General features: G+C 70.0%; 19 protein-coding genes. 11 read left to right on the top strand and 8 right to left on the bottom strand.

The window, feature by feature from the left end; translation table 11 throughout:
- Positions 1-18: 18 nt before the first annotated feature.
- Positions 19-906 carry a methylisocitrate lyase gene (gene prpB, locus VGU03_RS06010; RefSeq protein WP_327479363.1) on the bottom strand — a complete coding sequence of 296 codons (888 nt, stop codon included), beginning with the start codon at positions 904-906 and terminating at the stop codon, positions 19-21.
- A 287-nt stretch (positions 907-1,193) separates the two neighbouring features.
- Here prpB and ahpC point away from each other — a divergent pair, with 287 nt between their 5' ends.
- Positions 1,194-1,757, top strand: coding sequence for an alkyl hydroperoxide reductase subunit C (gene ahpC, locus VGU03_RS06005; RefSeq protein WP_327479361.1), 564 nt, complete (start codon positions 1,194-1,196; stop codon positions 1,755-1,757).
- 249 nt (positions 1,758-2,006) lie between these two features.
- On the top strand, positions 2,007-3,587 hold the full coding sequence (ahpF, locus tag VGU03_RS06000) for an alkyl hydroperoxide reductase subunit F (protein WP_327479360.1): 1,581 nt from the start codon (positions 2,007-2,009) through the stop codon (positions 3,585-3,587).
- A 52-nt stretch (positions 3,588-3,639) separates the two neighbouring features.
- Here ahpF and VGU03_RS05995 read toward each other — a convergent pair whose 3' ends face one another.
- From VGU03_RS05995 to VGU03_RS05980, 4 genes are all read right to left on the bottom strand, one after another.
- Positions 3,640-5,298: a M28 family metallopeptidase gene (locus VGU03_RS05995; RefSeq protein WP_414655938.1), complete on the bottom strand. Its 1,659-nt coding sequence runs from the start codon at positions 5,296-5,298 to the stop codon at positions 3,640-3,642.
- A gap of 78 nt (positions 5,299-5,376) precedes the next feature.
- Positions 5,377-8,160 (bottom strand): PAS domain-containing hybrid sensor histidine kinase/response regulator, encoded by a 2,784-nt coding sequence (locus VGU03_RS05990; protein WP_327479358.1) that lies wholly within the window; start codon positions 8,158-8,160, stop codon positions 5,377-5,379.
- Positions 8,161-8,284: 124 nt separating this feature from the next.
- Positions 8,285-10,237, bottom strand: a complete 1,953-nt coding sequence (locus tag VGU03_RS05985; RefSeq protein ID WP_327479357.1) for a PAS domain S-box protein — start codon at positions 10,235-10,237, stop codon at positions 8,285-8,287.
- Positions 10,238-10,323: 86 nt separating this feature from the next.
- Entirely contained in the window at positions 10,324-10,932 is a 609-nt protein-coding gene (locus VGU03_RS05980) for a class I SAM-dependent DNA methyltransferase (protein ID WP_327479355.1), read from the bottom strand.
- 133 nt (positions 10,933-11,065) lie between these two features.
- Here VGU03_RS05980 and VGU03_RS05975 point away from each other — a divergent pair, with 133 nt between their 5' ends.
- Entirely contained in the window at positions 11,066-11,359 is a 294-nt protein-coding gene (locus tag VGU03_RS05975; RefSeq protein ID WP_327479353.1) for a hypothetical protein, read from the top strand.
- Between the two features lie 29 nt (positions 11,360-11,388).
- Here the strand turns inward: VGU03_RS05975 and VGU03_RS05970 are convergent, their stop codons facing one another.
- Together VGU03_RS05970 and VGU03_RS05965 are read right to left on the bottom strand one after the other, a co-directional pair.
- The gene (locus tag VGU03_RS05970; protein ID WP_327479351.1) at positions 11,389-12,306 is read right to left on the bottom strand and encodes a sensor domain-containing protein; all 918 of its coding nucleotides are present in this window, start codon (positions 12,304-12,306) and stop codon (positions 11,389-11,391) included.
- Positions 12,306-12,668, bottom strand: a complete 363-nt coding sequence (locus tag VGU03_RS05965; protein ID WP_091333000.1) for a PadR family transcriptional regulator — start codon at positions 12,666-12,668, stop codon at positions 12,306-12,308. Before VGU03_RS05965 ends, VGU03_RS05970 begins: the two co-directional genes overlap by 1 nt.
- A gap of 222 nt (positions 12,669-12,890) precedes the next feature.
- Here VGU03_RS05965 and VGU03_RS05960 point away from each other — a divergent pair, with 222 nt between their 5' ends.
- Positions 12,891-14,225: a carbohydrate porin gene (locus tag VGU03_RS05960; RefSeq protein ID WP_327479348.1), complete on the top strand. Its 1,335-nt coding sequence runs from the start codon at positions 12,891-12,893 to the stop codon at positions 14,223-14,225.
- Between the two features lie 76 nt (positions 14,226-14,301).
- On the top strand, positions 14,302-15,588 hold the full coding sequence (locus tag VGU03_RS05955) for a divalent metal cation transporter (RefSeq protein ID WP_327479346.1): 1,287 nt from the start codon (positions 14,302-14,304) through the stop codon (positions 15,586-15,588).
- Here the strand turns inward: VGU03_RS05955 and VGU03_RS05950 are convergent.
- On the bottom strand, positions 15,563-16,156 hold the full coding sequence (locus VGU03_RS05950) for a phosphatase PAP2 family protein (RefSeq protein ID WP_327479344.1): 594 nt from the start codon (positions 16,154-16,156) through the stop codon (positions 15,563-15,565). The two genes, VGU03_RS05955 and VGU03_RS05950, sit on opposite strands and share 26 nt — an antisense overlap.
- 264 nt (positions 16,157-16,420) lie before the next feature.
- Between VGU03_RS05950 and VGU03_RS05945 the strand changes: the two genes are divergently transcribed.
- From VGU03_RS05945 to VGU03_RS05920, 6 genes are read left to right on the top strand one after another with little or no spacing between them, the layout of a single operon-like run.
- Positions 16,421-17,098 carry a response regulator gene (locus tag VGU03_RS05945; RefSeq protein ID WP_327479343.1) on the top strand — a complete coding sequence of 226 codons (678 nt, stop codon included), beginning with the start codon at positions 16,421-16,423 and terminating at the stop codon, positions 17,096-17,098.
- Positions 17,091-18,497 carry a sensor histidine kinase gene (locus tag VGU03_RS05940; RefSeq protein WP_327479341.1) on the top strand — a complete coding sequence of 469 codons (1,407 nt, stop codon included), beginning with the start codon at positions 17,091-17,093 and terminating at the stop codon, positions 18,495-18,497. Before VGU03_RS05945 ends, VGU03_RS05940 begins: the two co-directional genes overlap by 8 nt.
- 27 nt (positions 18,498-18,524) lie before the next feature.
- A complete protein-coding gene (locus VGU03_RS05935) occupies positions 18,525-19,967 on the top strand; it encodes an efflux transporter outer membrane subunit (protein WP_327479339.1) in 1,443 nt (480 codons plus the stop codon).
- A complete protein-coding gene (locus VGU03_RS05930) occupies positions 19,967-21,100 on the top strand; it encodes an ABC transporter permease (RefSeq protein WP_327479337.1) in 1,134 nt (377 codons plus the stop codon). Before VGU03_RS05935 ends, VGU03_RS05930 begins: the two co-directional genes overlap by 1 nt.
- Positions 21,097-21,846, top strand: a complete 750-nt coding sequence (locus tag VGU03_RS05925; protein ID WP_327479335.1) for an ABC transporter ATP-binding protein — start codon at positions 21,097-21,099, stop codon at positions 21,844-21,846. The genes VGU03_RS05930 and VGU03_RS05925 overlap by 4 nt, the downstream gene beginning before the upstream one ends.
- Positions 21,843-22,766 carry an efflux RND transporter periplasmic adaptor subunit gene (locus VGU03_RS05920; RefSeq protein WP_327479333.1) on the top strand — a complete coding sequence of 308 codons (924 nt, stop codon included), beginning with the start codon at positions 21,843-21,845 and terminating at the stop codon, positions 22,764-22,766. The genes VGU03_RS05925 and VGU03_RS05920 overlap by 4 nt, the downstream gene beginning before the upstream one ends.
- Positions 22,767-22,787: the final 21 nt, after the last annotated feature.

Below are 22,787 nucleotides of genomic sequence, written 5' to 3'. Positions count from 1 at the left end.
CTGCGGGTGAATGGCCGGTCAGCCCTTGCCGTCGGCGAACAGCGCGTCGAGTTTGTCCTCGTAGGCGTGGTAGCCGAGAAAGTCGTACAGCTCCTCGCGCGTCTGCAAGGTATCGATGATGCCCTTCTGCGTGCCTTCGCGGCGCACGGTCTCGTAGAAGTTGAGCGCCGCCTTGTTCATGGCGCGATAGGCGCCGCAGCAGTACAGCGCGATGCCCACGCCGGCCGAGCCCAGCTCCGCGGTGGTGAAGAAGGGCGTGGAGCCGAATTCGGTGAGGTTGGCCAGGATCGGCACCTTCACCGCCGCCTTGAAGCGTCGGTAGTCCTCCAGCGTCTTCATCGCCTCGGGGAAGATCATGTCGGCGCCGGCCTCGACGTAGGCGCAGGCGCGCTCGATCGCCGCGTCGATGCCTTCCACCGCCGCCGCGTCGGTGCGCGCCATGATCACGAAGCCGGGGTCGGTGCGCGCGTCGACCGCGGCCTTGACGCGGTCGACCATCTCCGCCTTAGGCACCACTTCCTTGCCCGGCCTGTGGCCGCAGCGCTTCTGGCCGACCTGGTCCTCCATGTGCACCGCGGCCACGCCGATGCGCTCGAAGCTGCGGATGGTGCGCGCGATGTTGAAGGCGCCGCCCCAGCCGGTATCGATGTCGACCAGCAACGGGAGCTGCGTGGCGTCCACGATGCGGCGCGCGTCGGTGAGCACGTCTTCCATCGTGCTGATGCCCAGGTCCGGCATGCCCAACGAGTTGGCGGCCACGCCGCCGCCTGAGAGGTACAGCGCCCTGTAGCCGACGCGCTTGGCCATCAGGCCGGCATAGGCGGTGATCGCGCCCATCACCTGCAGCGGCTGTTCGGCGGCGAGGGCGGCGCGGAAACCTGCGCCGGGGGATGCTTGGCTTGCCATGTCGCCTCCGGGAAAAAGGAGCATTTTAGCCTACTGGCGGGCCGGGCTCGTCCACGCGCGGCGCCTCGGCCGGCGCCAGCGAAGCCGCGGCGTTTCGTTGCCGCGGACACAACACCGCCGGCGATACCGTGCCCGGCGTGATGCTGCTCGCCACCGAAGCACGCTGACGCCCGGCCTCGTCACCGATAGCCTGCATCAATCATCACGATCCCGACAATCAATTGGATCGATCGTCGCGGGTACCCTATTCTTGCCCGGTCAACCACCCACCAAACGAGGAGACAGCGATGTCCTTGATCAACACCGAAGTCAAACCCTTCAAGGCGCAGGCCTTCAAGAACGGCAAGTTCATCGAGGTGACCGATGCCGACCTGAAGGGCAAGTGGTCCGTCGTGTTCTTCTACCCCGCCGACTTCACCTTCGTCTGCCCCACCGAGCTGGAAGACCTGGCCGACCATTACGCCGAGTTCCAGAAGCTGGGCGTGGAAGTTTACTCGGTGTCCACCGACACCCACTTCTCGCACAAGGCCTGGCACGACACGTCGGAGGCGGTGAAGAAGATCCAGTACACCATGATCGGCGATCCGACCCACGCGATCTCGCGCAACTTCGACGTGCTGATCGAGTCCGCTGGCATCGCCGACCGCGGCACCTTCGTGGTCGACCCGTCGGGCAAGATCCAGATCGTCGAGATCAATGCCGGCGGCATCGGCCGCGACGCCTCCGAGCTGCTGCGCAAGGTCAAGGCCGCGCAGTACGTCGCCTCCCACCCGAACGAGGTCTGCCCGGCCAAGTGGAAGGAAGGCGAGAAGACCCTGGCGCCGTCGCTGGACCTGGTCGGCAAGATCTGATCGGGCTGCTCTGATCGGACTGCTCTGATCGGTCTGCTCTGACCCACTCGATCGACCGGCACGTTCTGGTCGACCGCACGACCGGAATCCGGGCGTCCGCGCCCGGATTCCCCAAGCGGCACCCGACCGGGTGCTTGCAGCAGCGGCCTGGACCGCAGGGCGCCGGTCCCGGCGCCCCTCCCCGCCCGTGACTCAAGGCCGCTGCTGCAAGCGCCTTCTTTACATCCCATTCGACGTCTGGAGCCCGCCATGCTCGACACCCACCTCAAGACCCAACTCCAGGCCTACCTCGAAAAGCTGGTCCAGCCGATCGAACTGGCCGTCTCGCTCGACGACAGCGCCAAGTCCGCCGAATTGAACGAACTGCTGACCGAAATCGCCTCGCTGTCGGACAAGATCAGCCTCGTGCGCCGCGATGACGAGGCCCGCAAGCCCTCGTTCGCGATCAACCGCCTCGGTTCGGACGTGAGCGTGCGCTTCGCCGGCATCCCGCTGGGCCACGAGTTCACCTCGCTGGTGCTGGCGCTGCTGCAGGTCGGCGGCCATCCGTCCAAGGCTGCGGCCCAGACCATCGAGCAGGTGCGCAATCTCGACGGCGACTACCGCTTCGAGACCTATTTCTCGCTGTCCTGCCAGAACTGCCCGGACGTGGTGCAGGCGCTCAACCTGATGAGCGTGCTCAACCCGCGCATCCGCCACGTGGCCATCGACGGCGCGCTGTACCAGGAGGAGGTCGAGGCCCGCCAGGTGATGTCCGTGCCCACCGTGTTCCTCAACGGCGAACTGTTCGACCAGGGCCGCATGAGCCTGGAGCAGATCGTGGCCAAGCTCGACACCGGCTCGAGCGAGCGTGAAGCCGAGAAGATCAAGGCCAAGGAGGCCTTCGACCTGCTGGTGGTCGGCGGCGGCCCGGCCGGCGCCGCGGCGGCCGTCTACGGCGCGCGCAAGGGCATCCGCACGGGACTGGCGGCCGAGCGCTTCGGCGGCCAGGTGCTGGACACCATGGGCATCGAGAACTTCATCTCGGTCTCCTACACCGAGGGCCCCAAGCTCGGCACCGCGCTGGAGCAGCACGTGCACGACTACGACGTCGACGTGATGAACCTGCAGCGCGCGCAGGCGCTGATCCCGGCCAGCGACGAAACGGACGGCCTGATCGAAGTGCAGCTGGCCAACGGCGCCACGCTCAGGTCCAGGACCGTGGTGCTTTCCACCGGCGCGCGCTGGCGCCAGATGGGCGTGCCCGGCGAGGACGAGTACCGCAACAAGGGCGTGGCCTACTGCCCGCACTGCGACGGCCCGCTGTTCAAGGGCAAGCGCGTGGCGGTGATCGGCGGCGGCAACTCCGGCGTGGAGGCGGCGATCGACCTGGCCGGCCTGGCCAGCCACGTCACCTTGATCGAGTTCGACGGCAAGCTTCGCGCGGACGACGTCCTGCAGCGCAAGCTGCGCAGCATGCCTAACGTCGACATCGTCGTCAGCGGCCAGACCACCGAGGTACTGGGCGATGGCAAGCGGGTGACCGCGCTGATCTACAAGGACCGCGTGAGCGGCCAGATGCGCACGCTGGAGCTGGAAGGCATCTTCGTGCAGATCGGCCTGCTGCCGAACACCGAATGGCTCAAGGGCACGCTGGAGCTGTCTGCGCGCGGCGAGATCGTGATCGACGATCGCGGCCAGACTTCGCTGCCGGGCGTGTTCGCCGCCGGCGACGCGACCACGGTGCCGTACAAGCAGATCGTCATCGCCATGGGCGCCGGCTCGACCGCCGCGCTGGCGGCCTTCGACCACCTGATCCGCACCTCGGCGCCGGCGGCCGTGGCGGCCTGAACCCGATCCTTCCCCCGCATGCGGGGGAAGGTGGCCTCGCGGCGACCCCGCGTTACTTGCGCTGGTCGGCCGTCTTCTCGCGCACCGCGCGGAACTCCGAATCCTTCGACCACTCCGGCCACGCGCCGGAGTTGGCCAGCTCGTCGCCCAGCTGGTAGAGCATGGCCAGGTCGTGCGCCATGCCGGCGAAGGTCCAGCTGGCCTGCCATTCGTCGGAGGGCTGGTGGTAGTGGTCGCGGGTGTATTCCCTGGCCGCGGCCTCGCCGGCCGCCTTGCCGCCCTTGACCAGGTCATCGCCGGACTCGTAGGAGATCGCCGGCACGCCCTGCTTGGCGAAGGAGAAATGGTCCGAGCGGAAGAAGCTGCCCGCCTCCGGATGCGGATCGGGCGCATAGCTCATGCCGTAGGTCTTGGCCAGCGCGATCAGGCGATCGAGCAGGCCCAGCTTGGCGTTGCCGGAGATGGTGAAGTTGCGCGCCGGACCGTTCGGATCGAGCGCGTCGAGGTTGATGTCGGCCACCGTCTTGGCCACCGGGTAGAGCGGATGCGTGGCGTAGTACTCCGAGCCGAGCAGGCCCTTCTCCTCGGCGGTGACGTTGAGGAACACCACCGTGCGCTCTGGCCTGGGCGCATGCGCGAAGGCGCGGCCCAGCTCGATCAGCGCGGCGGTGCCGGTGGCGTTGTCGACCGCGCCGTTGTAGATGCGGTCGCCTTTGGCGTCCGGCGCGCCTATCCCCAAGTGATCCCAGTGCGCGCTGTAGATCACCGTCTCGTCCGGGCGCTTGCTGCCCTCGACGCGGCCGACGACGTTCTGCGAGGTGATCACCTTGGAATCGACGTCGTACTTCGCCGAGAAGGTCACGCCCTTCAGCTCCACCGGCTTGAAGGCGCGCGTCTGCGCCTGCTTCTTGAGCGCGTCGAAATCCAGCCCCGCGGCCTTGAACATCTGCACGGCGAGGTCGCGCTGGATCCAGCCTTCCAGCGTCGGATGCGCGGCGGCGGGCTTCTCGCGCACGATGTCGAACTGCACGTTGGTGTTGGAGTTCTTCACCGTGGCCCAGCCGTAGGAGGCCGGCGCGGTCTCGTGCACCACCAGCATGCCCAGCGCGCCCTGGCGCGCGGCCTCTTCGTACTTGTAGGTCCAGCGGCCGTAGTAGGTCATCGCCTTGCCGCCGAAGTCGCCGTGGCCGGTCTCGAAATCGGGATCGTTGACCAGCACCACGCCGATCTTGCCCTTCAGGTCCACGCCCTTGAAGTCGTCCCAGTGGCGCTCGGGCGCCTCGACGCCGTAGCCGACGAACACCAGCGGCGCGTCCTGGATGTCGACCTTGCGGCTGCCGTCCATCGCCGCGCGTACGGCGATCTGCTCGCCCTGGGTCAGCGGCTCGCGCTTGCCGTGCTCGGTCAGCGCGAAGCTGGGCGCGCCGACGATCTCGAAACGGCCCAGCGGCACCGGCTGCGTCCAGGTGCGCTTGCCATCGACGACGGCGCCGCCGGGCTCGAGGCCGGCGGCCTTGAACTGCGCGATCACGTAGTCGACCGTCTTGGTCTCGCCCGGCGTGGCCGGCCCGCGCCCCTCGAAGGCATCGGAGGACAGCGTCTTGACCTCCTGCGACAGCCGGTGCGGATCGAACCTGGGCCGCTCGACGGCGGCGGCCAGGACGGGAACAAGCAGGGCCGCGGCGATGGCGGCGGCGAGCGGTCGGTTCACGGGGGCACCTCGGTTTGGGGCAACCCCCGCATGGTAAGCATGGGGCCGCCGGTTTCCCAACACGTCACGCGGGGTGGCTTATCCGCCGGCGGCCGCCAGCACCATGCGTTCGAGTTCGTCGTCGCGGAAGGGCTTCTGCACCACGCGCTCGTCGCCTACGGCGGCCAGCGCGGCCTGGTCGGCGTAGCCGGTGACGAACAGCACGGGCAGTTCCGGCCGGCGCAGGCGCACCTGGCGCGCGACCTCGGCGCCGTTCATGCCCGGCATGGCGAAGTCCGCCACCAGCAGGTCGACCTGCGGCGCCCGGTCGAGCAGGTCCAGCGCGGCGCCGCCGGAGCCGGCCTCGAGCACGTCGAAGCCCAGGCGCCGCAGCCGTGCGGCGGTGACCTCGCGCACGGCGACGTCATCGTCCACCAGCAGCGCAAGCCGGCGCGCGCGATGCGTCGAAGGCGAGTGCCGGGGCGCCGGCTCGACGTCCTCGGCCACGGCCCCGGTACGGGCGCGCGGCAGGTAGACGTGCACCGTGGTGCCGGCGCCCGGCGTGCTCTGGACGCGTACGCCGCCTCCGGACTGCTGCACGAAGCCGAGCACCTGCGCCATTCCCAGTCCCGATCCCTTGCCGACCTCCTTGGTGGTGAAGAAGGGCTCGAACACCCGCGCGCGCACCTCGTCGGTCATGCCGGTGCCGGTGTCGGCCACCGCGATGGCGACGTAATCGCCCGGCACCGGCTCCCCCGGCTGTTGCGGCTCCTCGGTCAGGCTGACGTTGGCGGTCTCGATCGTGAGGCTGCCGCCGACCGGCATGGCGTCGCGCGCGTTGATCGCCAGGTTGAGGATCACCAGCTCGATCTGGGTCGGATCCACCAGCGCGCTCCACAGCCCCGGCTGCAGCCGCGTGGCTACCGCGACACTGCCGCCCATCGTGCTCTGGAGCAGTTCGCTCATGCCCTGCACGGTGCCATTGAGGTCGAGCGCCTTCGGCTCCAGACGCTGGCGGCGCGAGAACGCGAGCAGCTGCGAGGTCAGCGTGGCGCCCCGCAGGGCGGCCTGGCGCATCAGTTCCAGCCGGCGGCGCACCTTCGGCTCCTGCACGACCATCTCCAGCAGATCGATGTTGCCCAGCACGATGGTCAGCAGGTTGTTGAAGTCGTGCGCCACGCCCGAGGTGAGCTGGCCGACCGCCTCCAGCCGCTGCATCTGGCGCAACGTGGCCTCCACCCGCTCACGGCCTTCGATCTGCTGGCGCAGCTGCCGGTTGGCCGCCTCGAGTTCCTGTGCGGCGAGCTTCTCGTGAGTAACATCGCGTCCGACCAGATAAACCAGTTCGTCCTCGGCCACGGCCGTCCAGGCGATCCAGCGCCAGCCGCCGTGGCCGGCCTGCATGCGGCTTTCGAACGGCGGCGCCGGCTCGCCGCGTTGGAGCCCGTCCATGACCGCGGCAGCGCCGGCGCGGTCTTCGGGATGGATCCATTCCAGGAACGGGCGCGCGAGCAGGGACGGCGCGTCGTGGCCCAGGGTGCGCGTCCAGGCCGGGTTGGCAGCCCTGAGGCTGCCGTCGAAGCCGAGCACACCGAACATGTCGCGGCTCAGTTCGAACAGCCGCTCGCGCTCGCGCCCGATCTGCACGGCCTCTTCCTGCAGCACGCGGTTGCGGTTCTCCAGCGCGATCTTCTGGCGATGCGCGCGGGTCACGTCCTGGTTGACGCCGATCATGCGGGCGCGGCCGCCGGGGGTGGTGACCGGCGTGCCCTTGGAGCGCAGCCAGCGCGTCTCGCCTCGGACGCGGATGCGGAACTCGATGTCCATCGACCAGCCGCCCTCGGTGCTGCGACGCACCGCTTCATCGACGGCGACGCGGTCCTCCGGCCAGACCCTTTCCCTCCAGACCTGCTCGGGACTGATCCCGGCCTGCGGGTCGACACCGAACAGCATGTACATCTCGGGCGACCAGCTGGCGTTGCCCGAAGGCAGATCCCACTCCCACACGCCGATGTCGCCCACCCGCTGGGCCAGCTTCAGTCGGGCCTCGCTGGTGCGCAGTTTCTCTTCGGCACGGCGGCGCGCGGTGATGTCCATCAGCACGCCGACGGCGCGCGACGGCTGACCGTCCTCGAACAGGGTCTGCGCGCGCAGCAGCAGCCAACGCAGCTCGCCGCTGGGCCGGCAATAGCGATATTCGGTCTCGAAAAAATGTTCGCCCCGAGCGAGCGCAGCCCGGCCTTCCCGCTCGATGCGCTCCCGCTCGCCCGACGGATAGCCGGCGCGGATCTGCGCCATGGTCGGCCTGGCGTCCTCGGGAAAACCCAGCAGGCGGTTGAACTGGGCCGAACCGTGCATCACGTCGTTGCGCAGGTCCAATTCCCACACCGCCATCCGGCCGGCATCGAGCGCCAGCTGCAGCCGCGCGCGGCTCGATTCCAGCGCCTCGCTCAACTGACGCTGCTCGGTGACGTCCTGCAGCGTGCCGATGTAGCGCACCGCGCGCTCGGCGCCATCGACGGGCGCGAACTCCACGGCGCCGTGCGCCAGCACGCAGCGTACGGTGCCATCGGCGTGCACCACGCGGTACTCGTAGGGCGTGCACTCGCGGATCGCCGGGTCGAGCGCGCGCAGGAGCATGGCGTGGGTGCGCGGCAGGTCGTCCGGGTGGGTGCAGGCCTGCACCTGCTCCAGCCGCAACCGCCCTTCGCCCGGCGGCAGGCCGCAGATCTCGCGGGCGCGGGCCGAGTAGACCAGGGTGCCGTCCAGCAGGTTCCAGTCCCAGATGCCGAGCCTGGCCGCGTGCGTGGCCAGCTCCAGTCGCGCCTGGCTGGAGGGCGCCCGTGCCGGGGGCGGCGTAGAGGAATCCGCGGGTTGCTGCATGCAACGTCCCTCGATCCTGCATTGGACGGGGCGGCACTGTAACCCTGCGGATGTGTCGCACCCATGCATGCGCACGGTATCGCCGGCAGGCAGACGGCGCGTGAGGAGGCCGCCGCGGCCGGGCTCAGCGGGAGTCGTCGGTAACGCCCTCGCGCGCCAGCGACTCGTCGATGGCGCGCCGGAGCTCGCGCCGGGTGAAAGGCTTGCCCAGCCGCACCAGCCCCGGCACGGGCAGACCGGGCAGCTCGGCATAGCCGGACGCCAGCACGATCGGAAGCGTAGGACGGCATTCGCGCAACAGGCCGGCCAGGCGCGCGCCGGTCATGCCCGGCATCGCCTGGTCGGTGACCACCACATCGACCTTGCCGCCATCCTGGACGTACGCCAGAGCCTCCTCGGCCGAAGTCACGCCGTGCACCCGACAGTCCAGGTCCTCGGCCATCGCCATCGTGCTCATCAGCACCAATTCGTCGTCGTCGACCACCAGCACGAACAGCGGCCCGTCCGTGTGCAGGTGTGTGTCGGAGGCGTCCTGTTCGGGCGCGGCCGGCGGCGCGGCGGCGGCGACCGCGGCGGCGGAGGCGACCGGCAACCAGATCTCCACCGTGGTGCCCTTGCCCGGCTGGCTGTGGAGCAACAGGCGCCCGCCGGATTGTTCGGCCAGGCCATAAGCCATCGACAGGCCCAGCCCGGTGCCCTTGCCCACGCCCTTGGTGGTGAAGAACGGCTCGGTCGCGCGCTGGATGGTTTCCTCGTCCATGCCATGGCCTTCGTCGGCGATCCACAGGCAGACGTATTCGCCCGGCGCCAGCGCGGTGGCATGCCCCGCGGCTACGTGCTCGGCCTGTGCGCCGATCTCCAAACGGCCGCCCTGGGGCATCGCGTCGCGGCCGTTGACCGCCAGGTTGAGCAGGGCCAGCTCCAGCTGGTTGGCATCGATCAACACGTGCGGCAGCTGCAGCGGGAAGCGCGTGCCCACTCTCACTTCCGGACCCAGCGAACGCCTGAGCAGGTCGGCCATGCCGTGTACCAGCAGCGGCACGTCCACCGGCCGCGGATAGAGTTCCTGCCGTCGAGCGAATGCCAGCATGCGCCGTGTCAGCGCCACGCCGCGCTGCGCACCGGCCATGGCGTTGTCCAGCAGCGACTGCGGCCGCGGCGCATCCGGCAGCCATTTGCCCAGCAGCTCCAGGTTGCCCATCACGGCCATTAGCAGGTTGTTGAAGTCGTGCGCCACGCCGCCGGTGAGCTGGCCGATCGCCTCGGTCTTCTGCGCCTGGAGCAAGGCCTCGCGCGCCACCGCCAACTCGTGCTCGGCACGCTTTTTGTCGGTCACGTCGCGGGTGATCTTGGCGAAGCCGACGATCCGGCCATGCTCGTCGGTGAGCCGATCGATCACCACGTGTGCCCAGAAGCGCGAACCGTCCTTGCGCACGCGCCAGCCCTCGCCCTCGTACATGCCCTCCTTGCGCGCGATCTCCAGGTTGGTGGCCGGCCTGCCCGCTTCCGTATCCTCTTCCGAATAGAACTGGCTGAAGTGCCTGCCCAGCACTTCGTGCTCGCGGTAGCCCTTGATGCGCTCGGCGCCGGCGTTCCAGCTGGCCACGTAGCCCTGCGGATCGAGCATGTAGATCGCGTAGTCACGCACGCCCTGCAGCAGCAGGCTGAATTGCTTCTCGTTGCTGCCGCGCGTCTCGTCGTCCCGGCTCGGCCAGGGAATGTCGCGAGCCATGTAGGCGTAGCCGATCCGGCTGCCGGCATCGTCACGCACGGCTTCCAGGACGGTCCGCGCCCACACCCGCCGGTCCTGCTTGCCCAGGAGCCAGCCGGTTTCCTCCACGCTGCCCTTCTGCCTTGCGGCGTCCAGGGCCTGCGCCGGGCGACCGGCCGCGCGATGCTCGGGCGTGAAGAGGCTTTCGAGCGGCTGGCCGACGATCTCGTCGGCGGCGTAGCCGAAAATGCGCACGGCGCCCGCATTCCAGCTGCTGATCCGCCCTTCCAGATCGACGGAGACCATCGCGAACGTATCCAGCGCCTGCACCATCCGGCCGTAGGTGCTTTCCTCGCCTGTCGGCATGTCCACCTCTTCAAGGAGCGATCGCCCGCAGCGAAGGCGGGCAGGCGACGATTATGCGAACGGCCCCCCATCGGCGCCGTGAATGCCTAGGCCGCGACCTGCGCGCGCTCCAGTGCTGCGACGTGCCGCTCCAGCCGCGGACCCAGGTAGCCGTGCGAGCCGCAGGGAAGCAGGCCGGCCTGCGCGAACCGGCGAAGGTACCAGGAAGGCGGGCGCGAGAAAAACCCTTCGCAGTCGCCCACCACGTCGTCGTGGCTGGTGAACGCCTCGAGGAAGGCCACGCCTTCCAGCATCTCGCCGATGCCTACCAGGCCGGCGCGAATCTCCGCCGGCTTGAGGTAATGCAGCACGTCGGTGCAGACGATCAGGTCGAAGCGCGTGTCGAAGCGCAGGTGTTCGAGCTGCCCGAAGCGCGCCAGCCCGATGTTGCGGCTGCGTCCGTAACGGGCGACCACGTACGGGCTCGCATCCAGGCCACGGTAGGCCACGCCCGGTCGCAACGCGCGCAGCGGCGCGCGCCAGGGCGCCTCGCCGCAGCCGACGTCCAGCACGTTGCGCAGCGGCCGGCCCAGGTAGTACTCCGCCTGCGCCACCGCCAGGGCGACCTTGCGCTTGAGCTCCGCCGGAGAAGCCACGGCGTGGCGCGGGTCGCGGTACCACTTGTCGAAATAGGCGCGGTCGTAGGACTTGGGCATGGCGTGCTTCCGCAAAAGGCCATGGTAAGCCCTCGCGGCCCGCCGCCCGACGCGCCAGGCCACCGCGTTCGATCACCGAGTGCACACATGGCCGGCCCCAGCATTTTCCGGACGCCCCCAACCGGAGCCCGCCATGTCCATGATCCGCCTTCGCCTGATCGGCAACCGCGAGACCGCCGACTCCATCATTTCCGTGCTGCACGGCATCGACGGCATCGAGCACGTCGAGGAAATCGAAGACTTCATGCTGGGCGTGCGCGACGACTCCAGCTCCGCCCAGCTCGTCGACGACAACGAGGGCCGCGTGTTCATGGTGGAAGTGGACGCGCCCGACGACATGCGCGCGGACGCCGTACGCGCGGTCGCCGAAACCGAGGCCCGCCGCCTGGATGCCGGCCTGGAAATCGTCGACGGCGAGGACTTCTAGCACGCGCATTGCGCGCACCCGCCGGAGGTTCAGCTCCCGCGCACCAGCAAGTGCCGCGCCAGGTGCCCATGCATGCGGCCCAGCCCGCGCGCCAGGTGCAGCGTGGCGAACAGCAGCAGCACGCCCAGCACGCACAGCACGATCGCGTCGCCCCAGCCAGGCAGATGCTGGCCGAAGCCCCAGTCGATCATGGGCTGGCCGTTGACGTATGCGTCCGACATCCAGCGCGGTGCGAACGCCCAGGCGACCGGCGCGCCGATGAAGCCCACCGACAGGCTGACCAGCACCACAGCCACGGTGAAGTAGAGAATCCCCAGCGGCAGCATCAGCAGCATGTAGAGCAGCGTGGTCCAGGTGCGCGCATCGGTGAACATCGCCCCGATGCGTTTCATCAGCGTCAGCCCCTGAGTGGGATACGGCGGGCGCCGCGGCATGCGCGCGCCGAGCATCGCCTCGACGATGCGTCCCTCCACCAGCGAGAGCACGCGCACCGAGCCGAAGAACAACACGATGAAAGGCAGCCCGACGATGAGTACCGAAAGCCCGGCCGACAGCGAGATGCCGGTCACCGCCCAGGTGAAGTAGAAGATGCCGGTAGCCAGCGCCAGCACCATGTAGAACAGCGCGCCATAGGTGCGCGGGTCGGCCGCCACACCGAAGAAGCGCCCGGCCAGCGAGCGGCGCTTCGGCGGCGGCGGCGGGCGCAGCGCGCGCTGGATCCTGATCTCCTGGTCGCGGTAAAGCTCGGCCACCTCGTCCGGCGCGCCGTAGCTGCCGACCACGTGCGCCAGCATGTCCGCCTCGCTGCGTCCGGGCTGATCGGCCAGTTCCGCGCGCAGGTGCTCCTCCGCGTCGTAGAGCGCGTCCTGCACCAGCGCAGGATCGGCGCCGCGCAGGGCCTCCCGCAGCTGGTCCAGGTATTGGTTGATCGTGCGCGGTGCGTTCATCACACCTCTCCTTGAAGGACCTTGTCGACGGAATCACGCGTGGCGTTCCAGGCCGCGACCCATTCGCGCAGCACTTCCCGCCCCGGCTTGGTAACGCGGTAATAGCGGCGCGGTGGCCCGCTCACCGACGGCTCCACCTCGCTGGCCAGCAGCCCGGCCGCCTCCAGGTTGCGCAGCACCGGGTACAACGCGCTCTGCTTGCCCGCCAGCACGCCCTCGCCCAGTTCTTCCAGCCGCTTGGCGATCTGGTAGCCGTACAGCGGCTGGCGCGATTGCCCCAGCACCGCCAGCAGCACCAGCGAGACGGTGCCCGCGGAGAGCTCCTTCTGGAACTTCTTCAGATGGCCGACGCGATCGTCCACTTGAGCTCGCCTGCACTGCCGCCTGGGTCGAGCTGAAGGTTAGTGCGAAGTTCGTACTAGTACATGGGCCTGAAGTCACGCGTAGCGGCAGGAACCGCTGAGAGGCCGAACGGACGCCCCCACGCTACCGCCGCGCCACCCGAGGGCGTTGACATCGTCTAGATATCGCGACGCAGGGAATGTCGGTCATGCTAGCCGGCAGTCATCTCCACGGAGCCACGAATGAAGCGTTCCAGCCTCTGCGCAAGCGCCCTGGTCCTCGGCAGCGCGTTCTTCCTTCGGCCTGCCATGGCCGACGAGCAACCCCGCCTGTGGGCGCCCCAGCTGCTGGGCGCGCAGTACACCTTCATCGACCAGCACCAGGGCCGCGTGCACTCGCCCTATGCCGGGCCGCTGAGCCTGCGCGCGCAAGCCAACCAGGCGCGCTCCCACACCTTCGGCGTGTACTTCGGCATGCCGGTGGCGCCGCATGCGGCGGTGTACCTGGACGTGGAGATGTTTCGCGGAGAAGGCGTCAGCAACGCCACCGGCCTGGCCGGCCTGACCAACGGCGACGTGATCCGCGGCGGCGGCTCGCTGAGCCGCAATGCCTACGTGGCGCGGGCGTTCGTCACCTACGACATCCCGCTCGGCGACGCCACCACCGAGATCAAGCGCAAGATGGACCAGTTGCCCGGGCAGCAGGCAGACCATCGACTGGGCTTCAAGTTCGGGCTGCTCGCCGTCAACGACGACTTCGACCAGAGCCGCTACGCGAACTCCACCCGCACGCAGTTCCTCAACTGGGGGCTGTTCAACAACCTCGCCTGGGACTTCGCGGCCGACACGCGCGGCTACACGGTCGGCGGCGTGGCGACCTATGCGAACGGACCATGGATCTGGCGCTACGGCGTGTACCAGATGCCGGTGCAGGCCAACGGGCAGAAGCTGGAAGGCCCCATCTGGCGCGCCCGCAACGAAAACCTGCAGCTCACCTGGCAGGCCGACGCCAACGGTCCCGCCGTGTGGCTGCTGGCCTTCCGGAACAAGGCACGCATGGGCATCTACCGCACCGTGCTCGCGCGCGCGGCGCAGCAGGGAACCACGCCGGACATCCGCTCGGACGACCGCGACGGACGACACAAGTACGGCATCGCGGCGGGCTTCGATCTGCCGCTGGCCGACGACGGCGACACGGGACTGTTCGGGCGATGGGGCTGGAACGACGGCAAGACCGAATCGTTCGTCTTCACCGAGGCGGACCGCAACGCAAGCTTCGGCGGACAGATGGCCGGCGCGCGCTGGAACCGGCCCCGCGATCGGATCGCTCTGGCCTTCGTGGTGAATGGCCTCTCGCCCGACCACCGGCGCTATCTGGCCGCGGGCGGCTCTGGCTTCGTACTGGGCGACGGGCGCCTGAACTATGGCGAGGAGCAGATCGCCGAGGCCTACTACGAACTCGCCGCGACGTCGTTCGCGTCCGTCACGGCGGACGTCCAGTTCATTCGCCATCCGGGCTACAACCGCGACCGCGGACCTGCCCGTTTCGTGGGCCTGCGCGTGCACCTGGAATATTGAGCGGCGCCCGTTTCACGGCTCCCATGCGCGGGTACCCGGATGCTTTTTGCATCGTCGGTTGGGAGGTTGAAGCGGCATGGCCAGGCAAGCCGGTAGCGATCGTCCATCCACCCCGCCCCCCCTCTGGCGCCGGTTCAGCGCAGGCCTGATCACCGGCGCCGCCGATGACGATCCGAGCGGTATCGCGACCTATTCCCAGGTCGGTGCCGCCTTCGGCTACGGGACGCTGTGGTGCATCCTGCTGACCATCCCGCTGATGATCGCGATCCAGGGGATCAGCGCGGGCATCGGCCGCGTGACCGGCCACGGATTGATGGACGGCATCCGCCGGCATTACCCCAAGCCGCTGGTCTACGGCCTGGTCGTATCCATCGTCGTCGCCAATGTGATCAATCTGGGCGCCGACATCGGCGCCATGGGAGCGGCGCTGCAGCTCCTGATCGGCGGCCCGGCGCTGGTGTATGCGATCCTCTTCGCGGTGCTTTCGCTGCTGCTGCAGGTGTTCATTCCCTTTTCGCGGTATTCGCCGATCCTGAAGATCCTCACGCTGAGCCTGTTGGCCTACGTGGCTACCGTGCTGGTGATCCACGTGCCCTGGCGGGATGTCCTGCTGAGCATCGTGCACCCGCCGATCGCCTGGAACGCCACATATGCCGTCGGCCTGGTCGCGTTGCTGGGAACCACCATCAGTCCTTACCTGTTCTGCTGGCAGGCAGCCCAGGAAGTGGAAGAGATCCGCGCCAGCCAACGGCGCATCCCGCTGAAGAAGGCCCCCTGGCAGGCGCCGCAGGCGCTCAGCCGGATCGGCATCGATACCACCGTGGGCATGCTGTTCTCGAACCTGATCGCGTTCTTCATCATCCTGACCGCCGCCGTCGTGCTGCATGCGCACGGCAAGACCGACATCCAGTCCTCCGCCGAGGCCGCCGAGACCCTGCGCCCGTTGGCGGGGCGGCTGGCGTTCGCGCTGTTTGCCGCCGGCATCATCGGCACCGGCCTGCTGGCCGTGCCGGTGCTGGCGGGCGCCACCGCCTATGCCGCCGCAGATGCGATCAAGAAGCCGGCCGGGCTCGAATACACGCTCACGGAGGCCAAGTTTTTCTACGGCGTGCTGGTGGCGGCCAGCGTCATAGGCGTCGCCCTCAACCTGACGCCGCTCGACCCGGTCAAGGCGCTGTACTGGAGCGCCGTCATCAACGGGGTGGCCGCCGTCCCGCTGATGGTCGTGATGATGCTGATGGGTTCGCGGCGCAAGGTCATGGGCCAGTTCACGATGCCCTGGGCGTTGAAGATTGCCGGCTGGGCGGCGACGGTGGTGATGGCGGCCGCCGCGATCGTCATGTTCGCAACGTGGGGCCAGTGAAATCTTCCGCGGCGGCGGCCCCCAAGGCGCCCGCCCGCTGCCGGCCGAGCACGCTCCTGCCGGCCATCGTGGCCAACGCGGCCATGCCCAGGGCGCCAACCATGTCGCTCGGGTAGTGCACGCCCAGGTAGACGCGCGCCCACGCCATGGGCAGCCCCAGCAAGGCGATCGCCGCACCCCACGGCCGCGTGCGCCCCTCCAGCAGCAACATGCCGGCGACGGTCCATTGCAGGGTCAGGTGGTCGCTCGGAAAGCTTCCGGTCGCCGCATGGGCGATCCACGCCTGGCCGACGCCCGCCACGAAGGGCCTGGGCCGATCCCAGACCAGGCCGATCAGGCCATTGGCCGCGAGGACCAGCATGGCCGCGGCGAGCGCCCGACAGGCGGACGTACGCATCGACAGGCGAGGCAGCAGGATCAGCATGCCCAGCAAGCCCGCCGTCAGCACCAGGGGAGCGTCCGCCAGCGCGCGGGCCCATGCCAGCATGGCATGCGAGGGCGGCGCGGCGGCATGGATTGCATGGAAGAGGCCGAGGTCCCAGCGGTACGGGTCCATGGGAGCCGTCATGGTGTGATCCAGTGGAGAGAAATTACACAAAGCATGGCGTCCTGCACCGCAGTCACGCGGTGAAGGCCAAGCTGAAGCCGCATTCAACGGCCCTCGCGCATGCGCCTGCGCAAGGGCCGGGTGTAAGTCCAGGCTAAGTGTGCCGGCACAGCATGCCGACGCCGGGCCCTGGCCCAGGCGACATCGGCCACCCCTGCCGAGCGATAACGTCCCCCGTAGCCCATAATGGGCGCTTATGGACTCTACCCACCCCCTGCCCCGGCCATGCGCGTTCTGATAGCGGAAGACGATGCGGCGATCGCCGCCGGTGTCGCGGCGGCGCTGCGCGATGGCGGGCACGCCGTGGACGTGGTCGAGGACGGCGCGCGGGCCGACGCCGCCCTGCACGACACGCCCTATGACCTGCTGGTGCTGGACCTGGGCCTGCCCAAGCTGGACGGCAGCGAGGTGCTGCATCGCCTGCGCAGGCGCGGCGGCGAGATCCCGGTGCTGGTGATCACCGCCCGCGAGGGCCTGCACGAACGCGTGCGCGTGCTCGACCTGGGCGCGGACGATTACCTGATCAAGCCCTTCGCGCTGGACGAATTCAAGGCGCGCGTGCGCGCGCTGCTGCGCCGGGTGACCAGCAAGGGCACGCCGGAACTGAAGCTCGGCCACCTCCGCGTGGACCTGCCCGGACGCCGTGCCTGGATCGACGAGACGCCGCTGGAACTGACCGCCCGCGAATTCGGCGTGCTCGCCGCGCTGGCGACCCGGGTCGGACGGCTGACCAGCCGCGCGCAACTGGTGGAGTCGCTGTGCAGCTGGGACCAGGAACTGACCGACAACGGCCTGGACATCGCCGTGCACCGCCTGCGCCGCAAGTTGCACGGCTGCGGCACCGGCGTGCGCACGATCCGCGGATTGGGCTACATGCTCGAAGAGGAGCAGGACGGTGGCTGAGCCGTCAACACCCCCCAAGCGCTGGGCGCAGCCGAGCCTGCGCCGGCGCCTGCTGGCCTTCCTGCTGATCCCGGTGGGATTGCTGCTGGTGCTCGACGCGCTGCTCACCTACGGTGTGGCGCTGGCCTATTCGAACCGCGTGCACGACCGCGACCTGAGCGACAACGCCCTGTCGCTGGCGCAGATGCTGCGCAAGGGCAGCATCGAGGGCCACTTGTCGCGGCAGGCGCGGTTCCTGCTCGAATACGACCCGGAAGGCCCGAGCTATTTCAGCGTGGACAGCCAACGGCACGGCCGGCTCGCCGACAATGCGCAGTTCCACCAGATCGCCGCCCCGGCGGCGGATGGGCCGCCGGTGCTCTACAAATCCACGCTCGGCGCGCACACCCTGCGCGTGGCAACCGCCAGCATCCATCCGGACGCCGACCCGACCGACACACTGACCGTGACCGTGGCCGAAACCCTGGCCGACCGCCGCCGCCGTGCGCGCGAAATCCTGCTGATGGCGGTGCCGCTGCAGACGCTGCTGCTGCTGGGCGTGCTCTCGCTGGTGTGGTTCGGCGTGAACTACGGGTTGCGCGTGCTGCAGCCGCTCACCGCGCGGCTGGCCGCGCGCGAGCAGGAAATCACGCCCATCGGCGAGGCCGACGTGCCGGAGGAGATCCTGCCGCTCACGCGCACCATCGATGCGCTGTTCGCGCGCCTGCGCGATGCGCTGGCGCTGCAGGAGCGCTTCATCGCTGACGCCGCCCACCAGTTGCGCACGCCGCTGGCGGGCCTGAGCCTGCACGTGGAGCGTGCGCTGGCGGACGACAGTCCGCAGAACCTGCGCGACGCGCTCACCCACATGCGCAAGCTCACCCTGCGCACGGCGCGCACCTCGGCGCAACTGCTCGCGCTGACGCGGGCGCAGTCGCCGCTGGCCACCCCGACCCGGCATGCGCCGGTGGACCTGGCCCGGCTGGTGCCCGAAGCGGTGAGCCTGCGCGTGCCCGAAGCGCTGGCGGCGGGAATCGACCTGGGCTACCAGGGCGCACAAGGCCCGTTGCGGGTGATGGGCGACGCCGCGAGCCTGCACGAGCTGCTCGACAACCTGGTCGACAATGCCCTGCGCTACGCGGGCCGCGGCAGCAACGTGACGGTGAGCCTGGCGCCGCTGCCGGGCGGCGGCGCCCGACTGCGGGTGGAGGACGATGGCCCGGGCGTGCCCGACGAATGGCTCGCGCGCCTGGGCGAACGCTTCTTCCGCGTGCCCGGCAGCGCCGAGGCGGGCACCGGACTGGGGCTGGCGATCGTGCAGCGTATCGCCGAGCGCCATGGCGCAAGGATCCAATACCGGCGCGCCGCACAGCACGGCCTAAGTGTGGACGTGCACTTTCCCCCCACGGCGGTAAGCTGAACCGCCGTGCCCTGCCCCTATCGCCACATGCCTCCAGCTTTCCTTTCCCGCAACCCGGCGCCACGGCGCGGCCGCAGCCCGCGAGGGTTCGCGCTCGCCGCCCTGTGCACCCTCCTGGCCGGCTGCGCCACCGCGCCGCTGCCGGACCTGCACGCACCCGCGCCCGCCCAGTGGCGCCATGCGGCCGCCGATACCGCAGGCGCCGCGCCGGTGGACCTGCACGGCTGGTGGCACGCGTTCGGCGATCCGCAGTTGGACGCGCTCGTCGACAAGGCGCTGGCGCGCAACCTCGACGTGGCGCAGGCGGTGGAACGCCTGCGCGCCGCGCGCGACCTGCATCGCAAGGTCGGCGCACGCTACCTGCCCCAACTGCATGCCCGGACCGAGGATGCGTTCGACCCCGATGCCAGCGCCTCGTTCTTCCTGGCCGGTTTCGACGCGATGTGGGAATTGGACTTCTTCGGCCGCGGCGCCGCCGACAAGCGCATGACGCGCGGCGACCTGGATGCCGCCGCGGCCGACCTGCGCGGCGCCCGCGTCTCGCTGGTGGCCGAAGTGGCGCGCGACTGGCTCGACCTGCGCGCGGCCCAGCAGCAGGTGCTGTGGCTGGAGCGCATCCGCGACGCGCGGCGCGGGCAATCGGACGCCGCGCAGGCGCGCCAGCGCCTGCGGCTGGCCAGCGCACTGGACGTGGAACAGGCCAGGGCCGCCCTCGCACAGGCGGAAGCGGCGCTGGCCGAACCGCGCCAGGCGGTGGACGCCAACGCGCAACAGCTGGCGATCCTGCTCGGCCAGGCCGAGCCTGACCCGGCATGGCTCCAGGCCGGCCCCATGCCCTCGCTCGGCGCCTGGCGCCTCGAGTCCGCGCCGGCCGACCTGCTGCGCTCGCGCCCGGAAATCCTGCGCGCCGAGGCCGAGGTCCTGCACGCCGCCGGCGAGGCCGGGATGGCGCGTGCCAACCAGTACCCCAGCCTGGCCATCGGCGGTTCGCTGACCTGGTCCACCAGCCTGCTGGCACATCGGCCCACCAATGACAACGCGATCTTTTCGACAGGTCCTTTGATCGACATTCCGCTGTTCGACTGGGGCATGCGCAGGGCGCAGGCGCACGCCAAGCAACACGAGCTGCGGGCCAGCGTGCTGGCCTATCGGCAGTCGGTGCTGCAAGGCGTGGCCGAAGTGGAAACCGCGCTGGGCAAGCTCGAACAGCAAGCCGACTACGAAAGCCGCTGCGCCGATGCGGCAAGCGCGCTGGAGAAGGCCGATGCCGCCGTCGAACGCCGCGTGGCGCTCCGGCTGGCCGGGCCCGCGGACCGCACCGACAGCACGATCGCCCGCGACCAGGCGGCGCTGGCGCTGGCCCAGGCCCGCGCCGGCCGCGGACTGGCCTTCGTCGCCCTGTTCAAGGCCCTGGGCGGCGCGCCGCTGCCGGCCGGCGACCAGGGCGCGCTTGCGCAGGGCCACGACTGATGGTCGCCCTGGCCCGCAAGACACTGGTGCACGAATGGCGGCGCTTCCTGCCGGCGATCCTGGCGGTCGGTTTCGCCGGCCTGCTGCAGCTGCTGCAGGCGGCGCTGGTGCTGGGCATCTTCGGCAGCGCCAGCGTCTACGTCACCGGCTCGGCCGCCGACCTGTGGGTCGGCTACCCGGGTACGCAGAGCGTCAACCTGGGGCGCCCGATCGATCCGAACATCGAAGCGCGCCTGTTGATGGACCCGGCGGTGGCGGCGGTCGAGCCGTTCCTGTGGCTGGACGCGGACTGGCGCGGCGGCGGCGGCACCGGCGGCGAGTCGGTGTATGTATCAGGGATCGACGCTTCGCCAACGGGCATGATGTTCGCGCATGCGCTCTCGCCGGCGCTGCGCGCGCGGCTGGAGGAGCCCGACGCGGTGATCGTCGACCGCGCCGACATCGGCAAGCTCGGCGTCGCCGTCGGCGGCACCGCCGCGATCAACGGGCATACCGTGCGCGTGGTCGGCGTGAGCAGCGGCCTGCGCGCACTGGGCGGCGTCAACGTGGTCAGTTCGCTGGCCACGGCGCGGGCGCTGGACACCGATCCGACCGACACCGGCCGCCCGACCTACCTGGTCGCCCGCCTCAGCGACCCGACCCAGGCCGACGCGGTGGCGCAGCGCCTGCGCGGCGACGGTGCGTTCGGACCCTACGAAGTGTGGACCGCCCGTGCCTTCGCGCGGCGTTCGGTGCTCTATTGGATGCTCGACACCGGCGCCGGCGCGGGCGTGCTGTTCCTGGCCGGCATCGTGTTCCTGGTCGGCGCGGTAATCACCAGCCAGACCCTGGTCGCGGCGGTGGCCGGCTCGGTGCGCGAGTACGCCACCCTGAACGCGCTCGGCGTGGGCGTGGGCGCGCTGCGCTGGGTGGTGCTGGAGCAGGCGTTCTGGGTCGGCGCGCTCGGCCTGCTCGGCGCCACGCTGCTCGGCACGCTGTTGCTGGTGCTGGCCCGCGGCCAGGACGTGCCGGTGGTGCTCAACCTGCCGGCCACGCTGGCCTGCGTGGTGCTCGCGCTGGGCCTGGCCGGCGTGTCCGGCCTGGCGGCGGTCCGCAGCCTGCGCCACGCCGATCCTGCGAGCTTGCTGCGATGAACGCGCAGGCCAACCCCGCCCCTGCCCCCGCCACCCTGCGCGCCGAACACGTCGCCAAGGCGTTCGTGTCCGGACGCGTGCGCACGCAGGTGCTCGACGACCTCTCGCTCTCCATCGACCCGGGCGAACTGACCCTGATCTCCGGCCCGTCCGGCTGCGGCAAGAGCACCCTGCTGGCGATCATGAGCGGCCTGCAGAAGATCGATACGGGCCGCGTCTTCGCGCTGGACAGCGAGCTGAGCCGGCTGGATGCCCGCGCGCTGGAGCGCTTCCGGCTGCTCCATACCGGCTTCGTGTTCCAGGGCTTCAACCTCTTTCCCGCGCTGAGCGCGCGCGAGCAGGTGGAGCTGCCGCTGCACTACCTGGGGCTGACCCGCCGCCAGGCGCGCGAGCGTGCCGAGCGCTCGCTGGAGGAAGTGGGCCTGGCGCACCGCATGGGGCTCAAGCCGGCCGAACTTTCCGGCGGCGAGAAACAGCGCGTGGCGATCGCCCGCGCGCTGGCCAAGCAGCCGCAGCTGCTGTTCGCCGACGAACCGACCAGCGCACTGGACGCAGCCAGCGGCCAGGTCATCATCGACATCCTGCACCGCATCGCCCGCCATCACGGCACCACGGTCCTCTGCGTCAGCCACGACCCGCGTTTGATCGGCCACGCCGACCGCGTGCTGGCGATGGAAGACGGCCGCATACTGAGCGACCTGCGGATGCCCTCCACCCTCGATTTCACCCAAGGAACCGCTCCATGATCTTTTCCCACCGGCACGCCTGCCTGCTCGCGTTGCTGGCGACGCTGCCGCTGGTTGCCTGCACCCGGCACGAGGATCCGGCCGCCGCGCCGTCCAGACCGGCGTATGCCGCGGTGGCGCGGGGGCGCATCGACGTCGAGGGCGGCCTGCTTAAGATCGGCATGCCGCGCGAAGGCACCCTGGCGCAGGTCGACGTGCACGAAGGCGAACAGGTCCGCCGCGGCCAGCCGCTGGCGTCGCTGGATCTGCAGCCGGCCCGCCTGGCGGTGGCCTCCGCGCAGGCCGAGCTGGACCAGGCCAAGGCACAGCTGGCGCTGCTCGGCGGCAAGCTCGCCGCCGCGCGTTCGCGCGCCAGCCGCCTGGCCGCTGCCGAACAGGCCGGCGCCGGCGACGGACAGAGCGCGGACGATGCGCGCAACGCGGCCGCCGAGCTGGATGCGCAGCAGACCGCCATGCGCGCCGGCGTAAGCCTGGCCGAGCAGAAGCTCGCCGGCGCACGCTTCGAGCTGGAGCAGCGCACGCTGCGCGCGCCCCTGGACGCCGACGTGATCCGGGTCACCGCGCAGCCCGGCGCCAGCGTCTCGCCGCAGTCCGGGGCGCTGTTCGTGCTGCTGCCGCGCACCCCGCGCATCGTTCGCGCCGAGCTGAGCGAGGCCTACGTCAATGCGGTCAAGGTCGGCATGCCGGCGCTGGTCAGCGCCGACGGCGCGCCCCAGGCGGCGCCCTGGCATGCCCACGTGGTGCGCATCGGCAACGTGATCGGCCCCTCCGCGCTGGAGGACGATCCGCAGCAGCGCGCCAACAACCGCACGGTCGAATGCGTGCTCGCGCTCGACGACGCCCAGACGCCGCGCGTGGGCCAGCGCGTGCTGGTGCGCCTCGGCGGCGAGCCGCCGCAAGAATCCACGAAAGCCCGATGAAACGGGCCTGTGCGAGGCTAG

This window comes from Frateuria sp., from assembly GCF_035944355.1.
Classification (GTDB): domain Bacteria; phylum Pseudomonadota; class Gammaproteobacteria; order Xanthomonadales; family Rhodanobacteraceae; genus Frateuria_A.
Note: the sequence above shows the minus strand (reverse complement) of the source record. Positions and strands in the feature narration are given on the sequence as shown.

What these genes read in the sequence shown, in the direction of transcription:
- VGU03_RS05920 (WP_327479333.1), top strand. Translation starts at nt 21,843, where the DNA reads ATGATCTTTTCCCACCGGCACGCCTGCCTGCTCGCGTTGCTGGCGACG.
- VGU03_RS05970 (WP_327479351.1), bottom strand. Translation starts at nt 12,306, where the DNA reads ATGAACGCACCGCGCACGATCAACCAATACCTGGACCAGCTGCGGGAG.
- VGU03_RS05960 (WP_327479348.1), top strand. Translation starts at nt 12,891, where the DNA reads ATGAAGCGTTCCAGCCTCTGCGCAAGCGCCCTGGTCCTCGGCAGCGCG.
- VGU03_RS05980 (WP_327479355.1), bottom strand. Translation starts at nt 10,932, where the DNA reads ATGCCCAAGTCCTACGACCGCGCCTATTTCGACAAGTGGTACCGCGAC.
- VGU03_RS05950 (WP_327479344.1), bottom strand. Translation starts at nt 16,156, where the DNA reads ATGACGGCTCCCATGGACCCGTACCGCTGGGACCTCGGCCTCTTCCAT.
- VGU03_RS05985 (WP_327479357.1), bottom strand. Translation starts at nt 10,237, where the DNA reads ATGCCGACAGGCGAGGAAAGCACCTACGGCCGGATGGTGCAGGCGCTG.
- VGU03_RS05975 (WP_327479353.1), top strand. Translation starts at nt 11,066, where the DNA reads ATGTCCATGATCCGCCTTCGCCTGATCGGCAACCGCGAGACCGCCGAC.
- VGU03_RS05925 (WP_327479335.1), top strand. Translation starts at nt 21,097, where the DNA reads ATGAACGCGCAGGCCAACCCCGCCCCTGCCCCCGCCACCCTGCGCGCC.
- VGU03_RS05935 (WP_327479339.1), top strand. Translation starts at nt 18,525, where the DNA reads ATGCCTCCAGCTTTCCTTTCCCGCAACCCGGCGCCACGGCGCGGCCGC.
- ahpF (WP_327479360.1), top strand. Translation starts at nt 2,007, where the DNA reads ATGCTCGACACCCACCTCAAGACCCAACTCCAGGCCTACCTCGAAAAG.
- VGU03_RS05990 (WP_327479358.1), bottom strand. Translation starts at nt 8,160, where the DNA reads ATGCAGCAACCCGCGGATTCCTCTACGCCGCCCCCGGCACGGGCGCCC.
- ahpC (WP_327479361.1), top strand. Translation starts at nt 1,194, where the DNA reads ATGTCCTTGATCAACACCGAAGTCAAACCCTTCAAGGCGCAGGCCTTC.
- prpB (WP_327479363.1), bottom strand. Translation starts at nt 906, where the DNA reads ATGGCAAGCCAAGCATCCCCCGGCGCAGGTTTCCGCGCCGCCCTCGCC.
- VGU03_RS05945 (WP_327479343.1), top strand. Translation starts at nt 16,421, where the DNA reads ATGCGCGTTCTGATAGCGGAAGACGATGCGGCGATCGCCGCCGGTGTC.
- VGU03_RS05955 (WP_327479346.1), top strand. Translation starts at nt 14,302, where the DNA reads ATGGCCAGGCAAGCCGGTAGCGATCGTCCATCCACCCCGCCCCCCCTC.
- VGU03_RS05930 (WP_327479337.1), top strand. Translation starts at nt 19,967, where the DNA reads ATGGTCGCCCTGGCCCGCAAGACACTGGTGCACGAATGGCGGCGCTTC.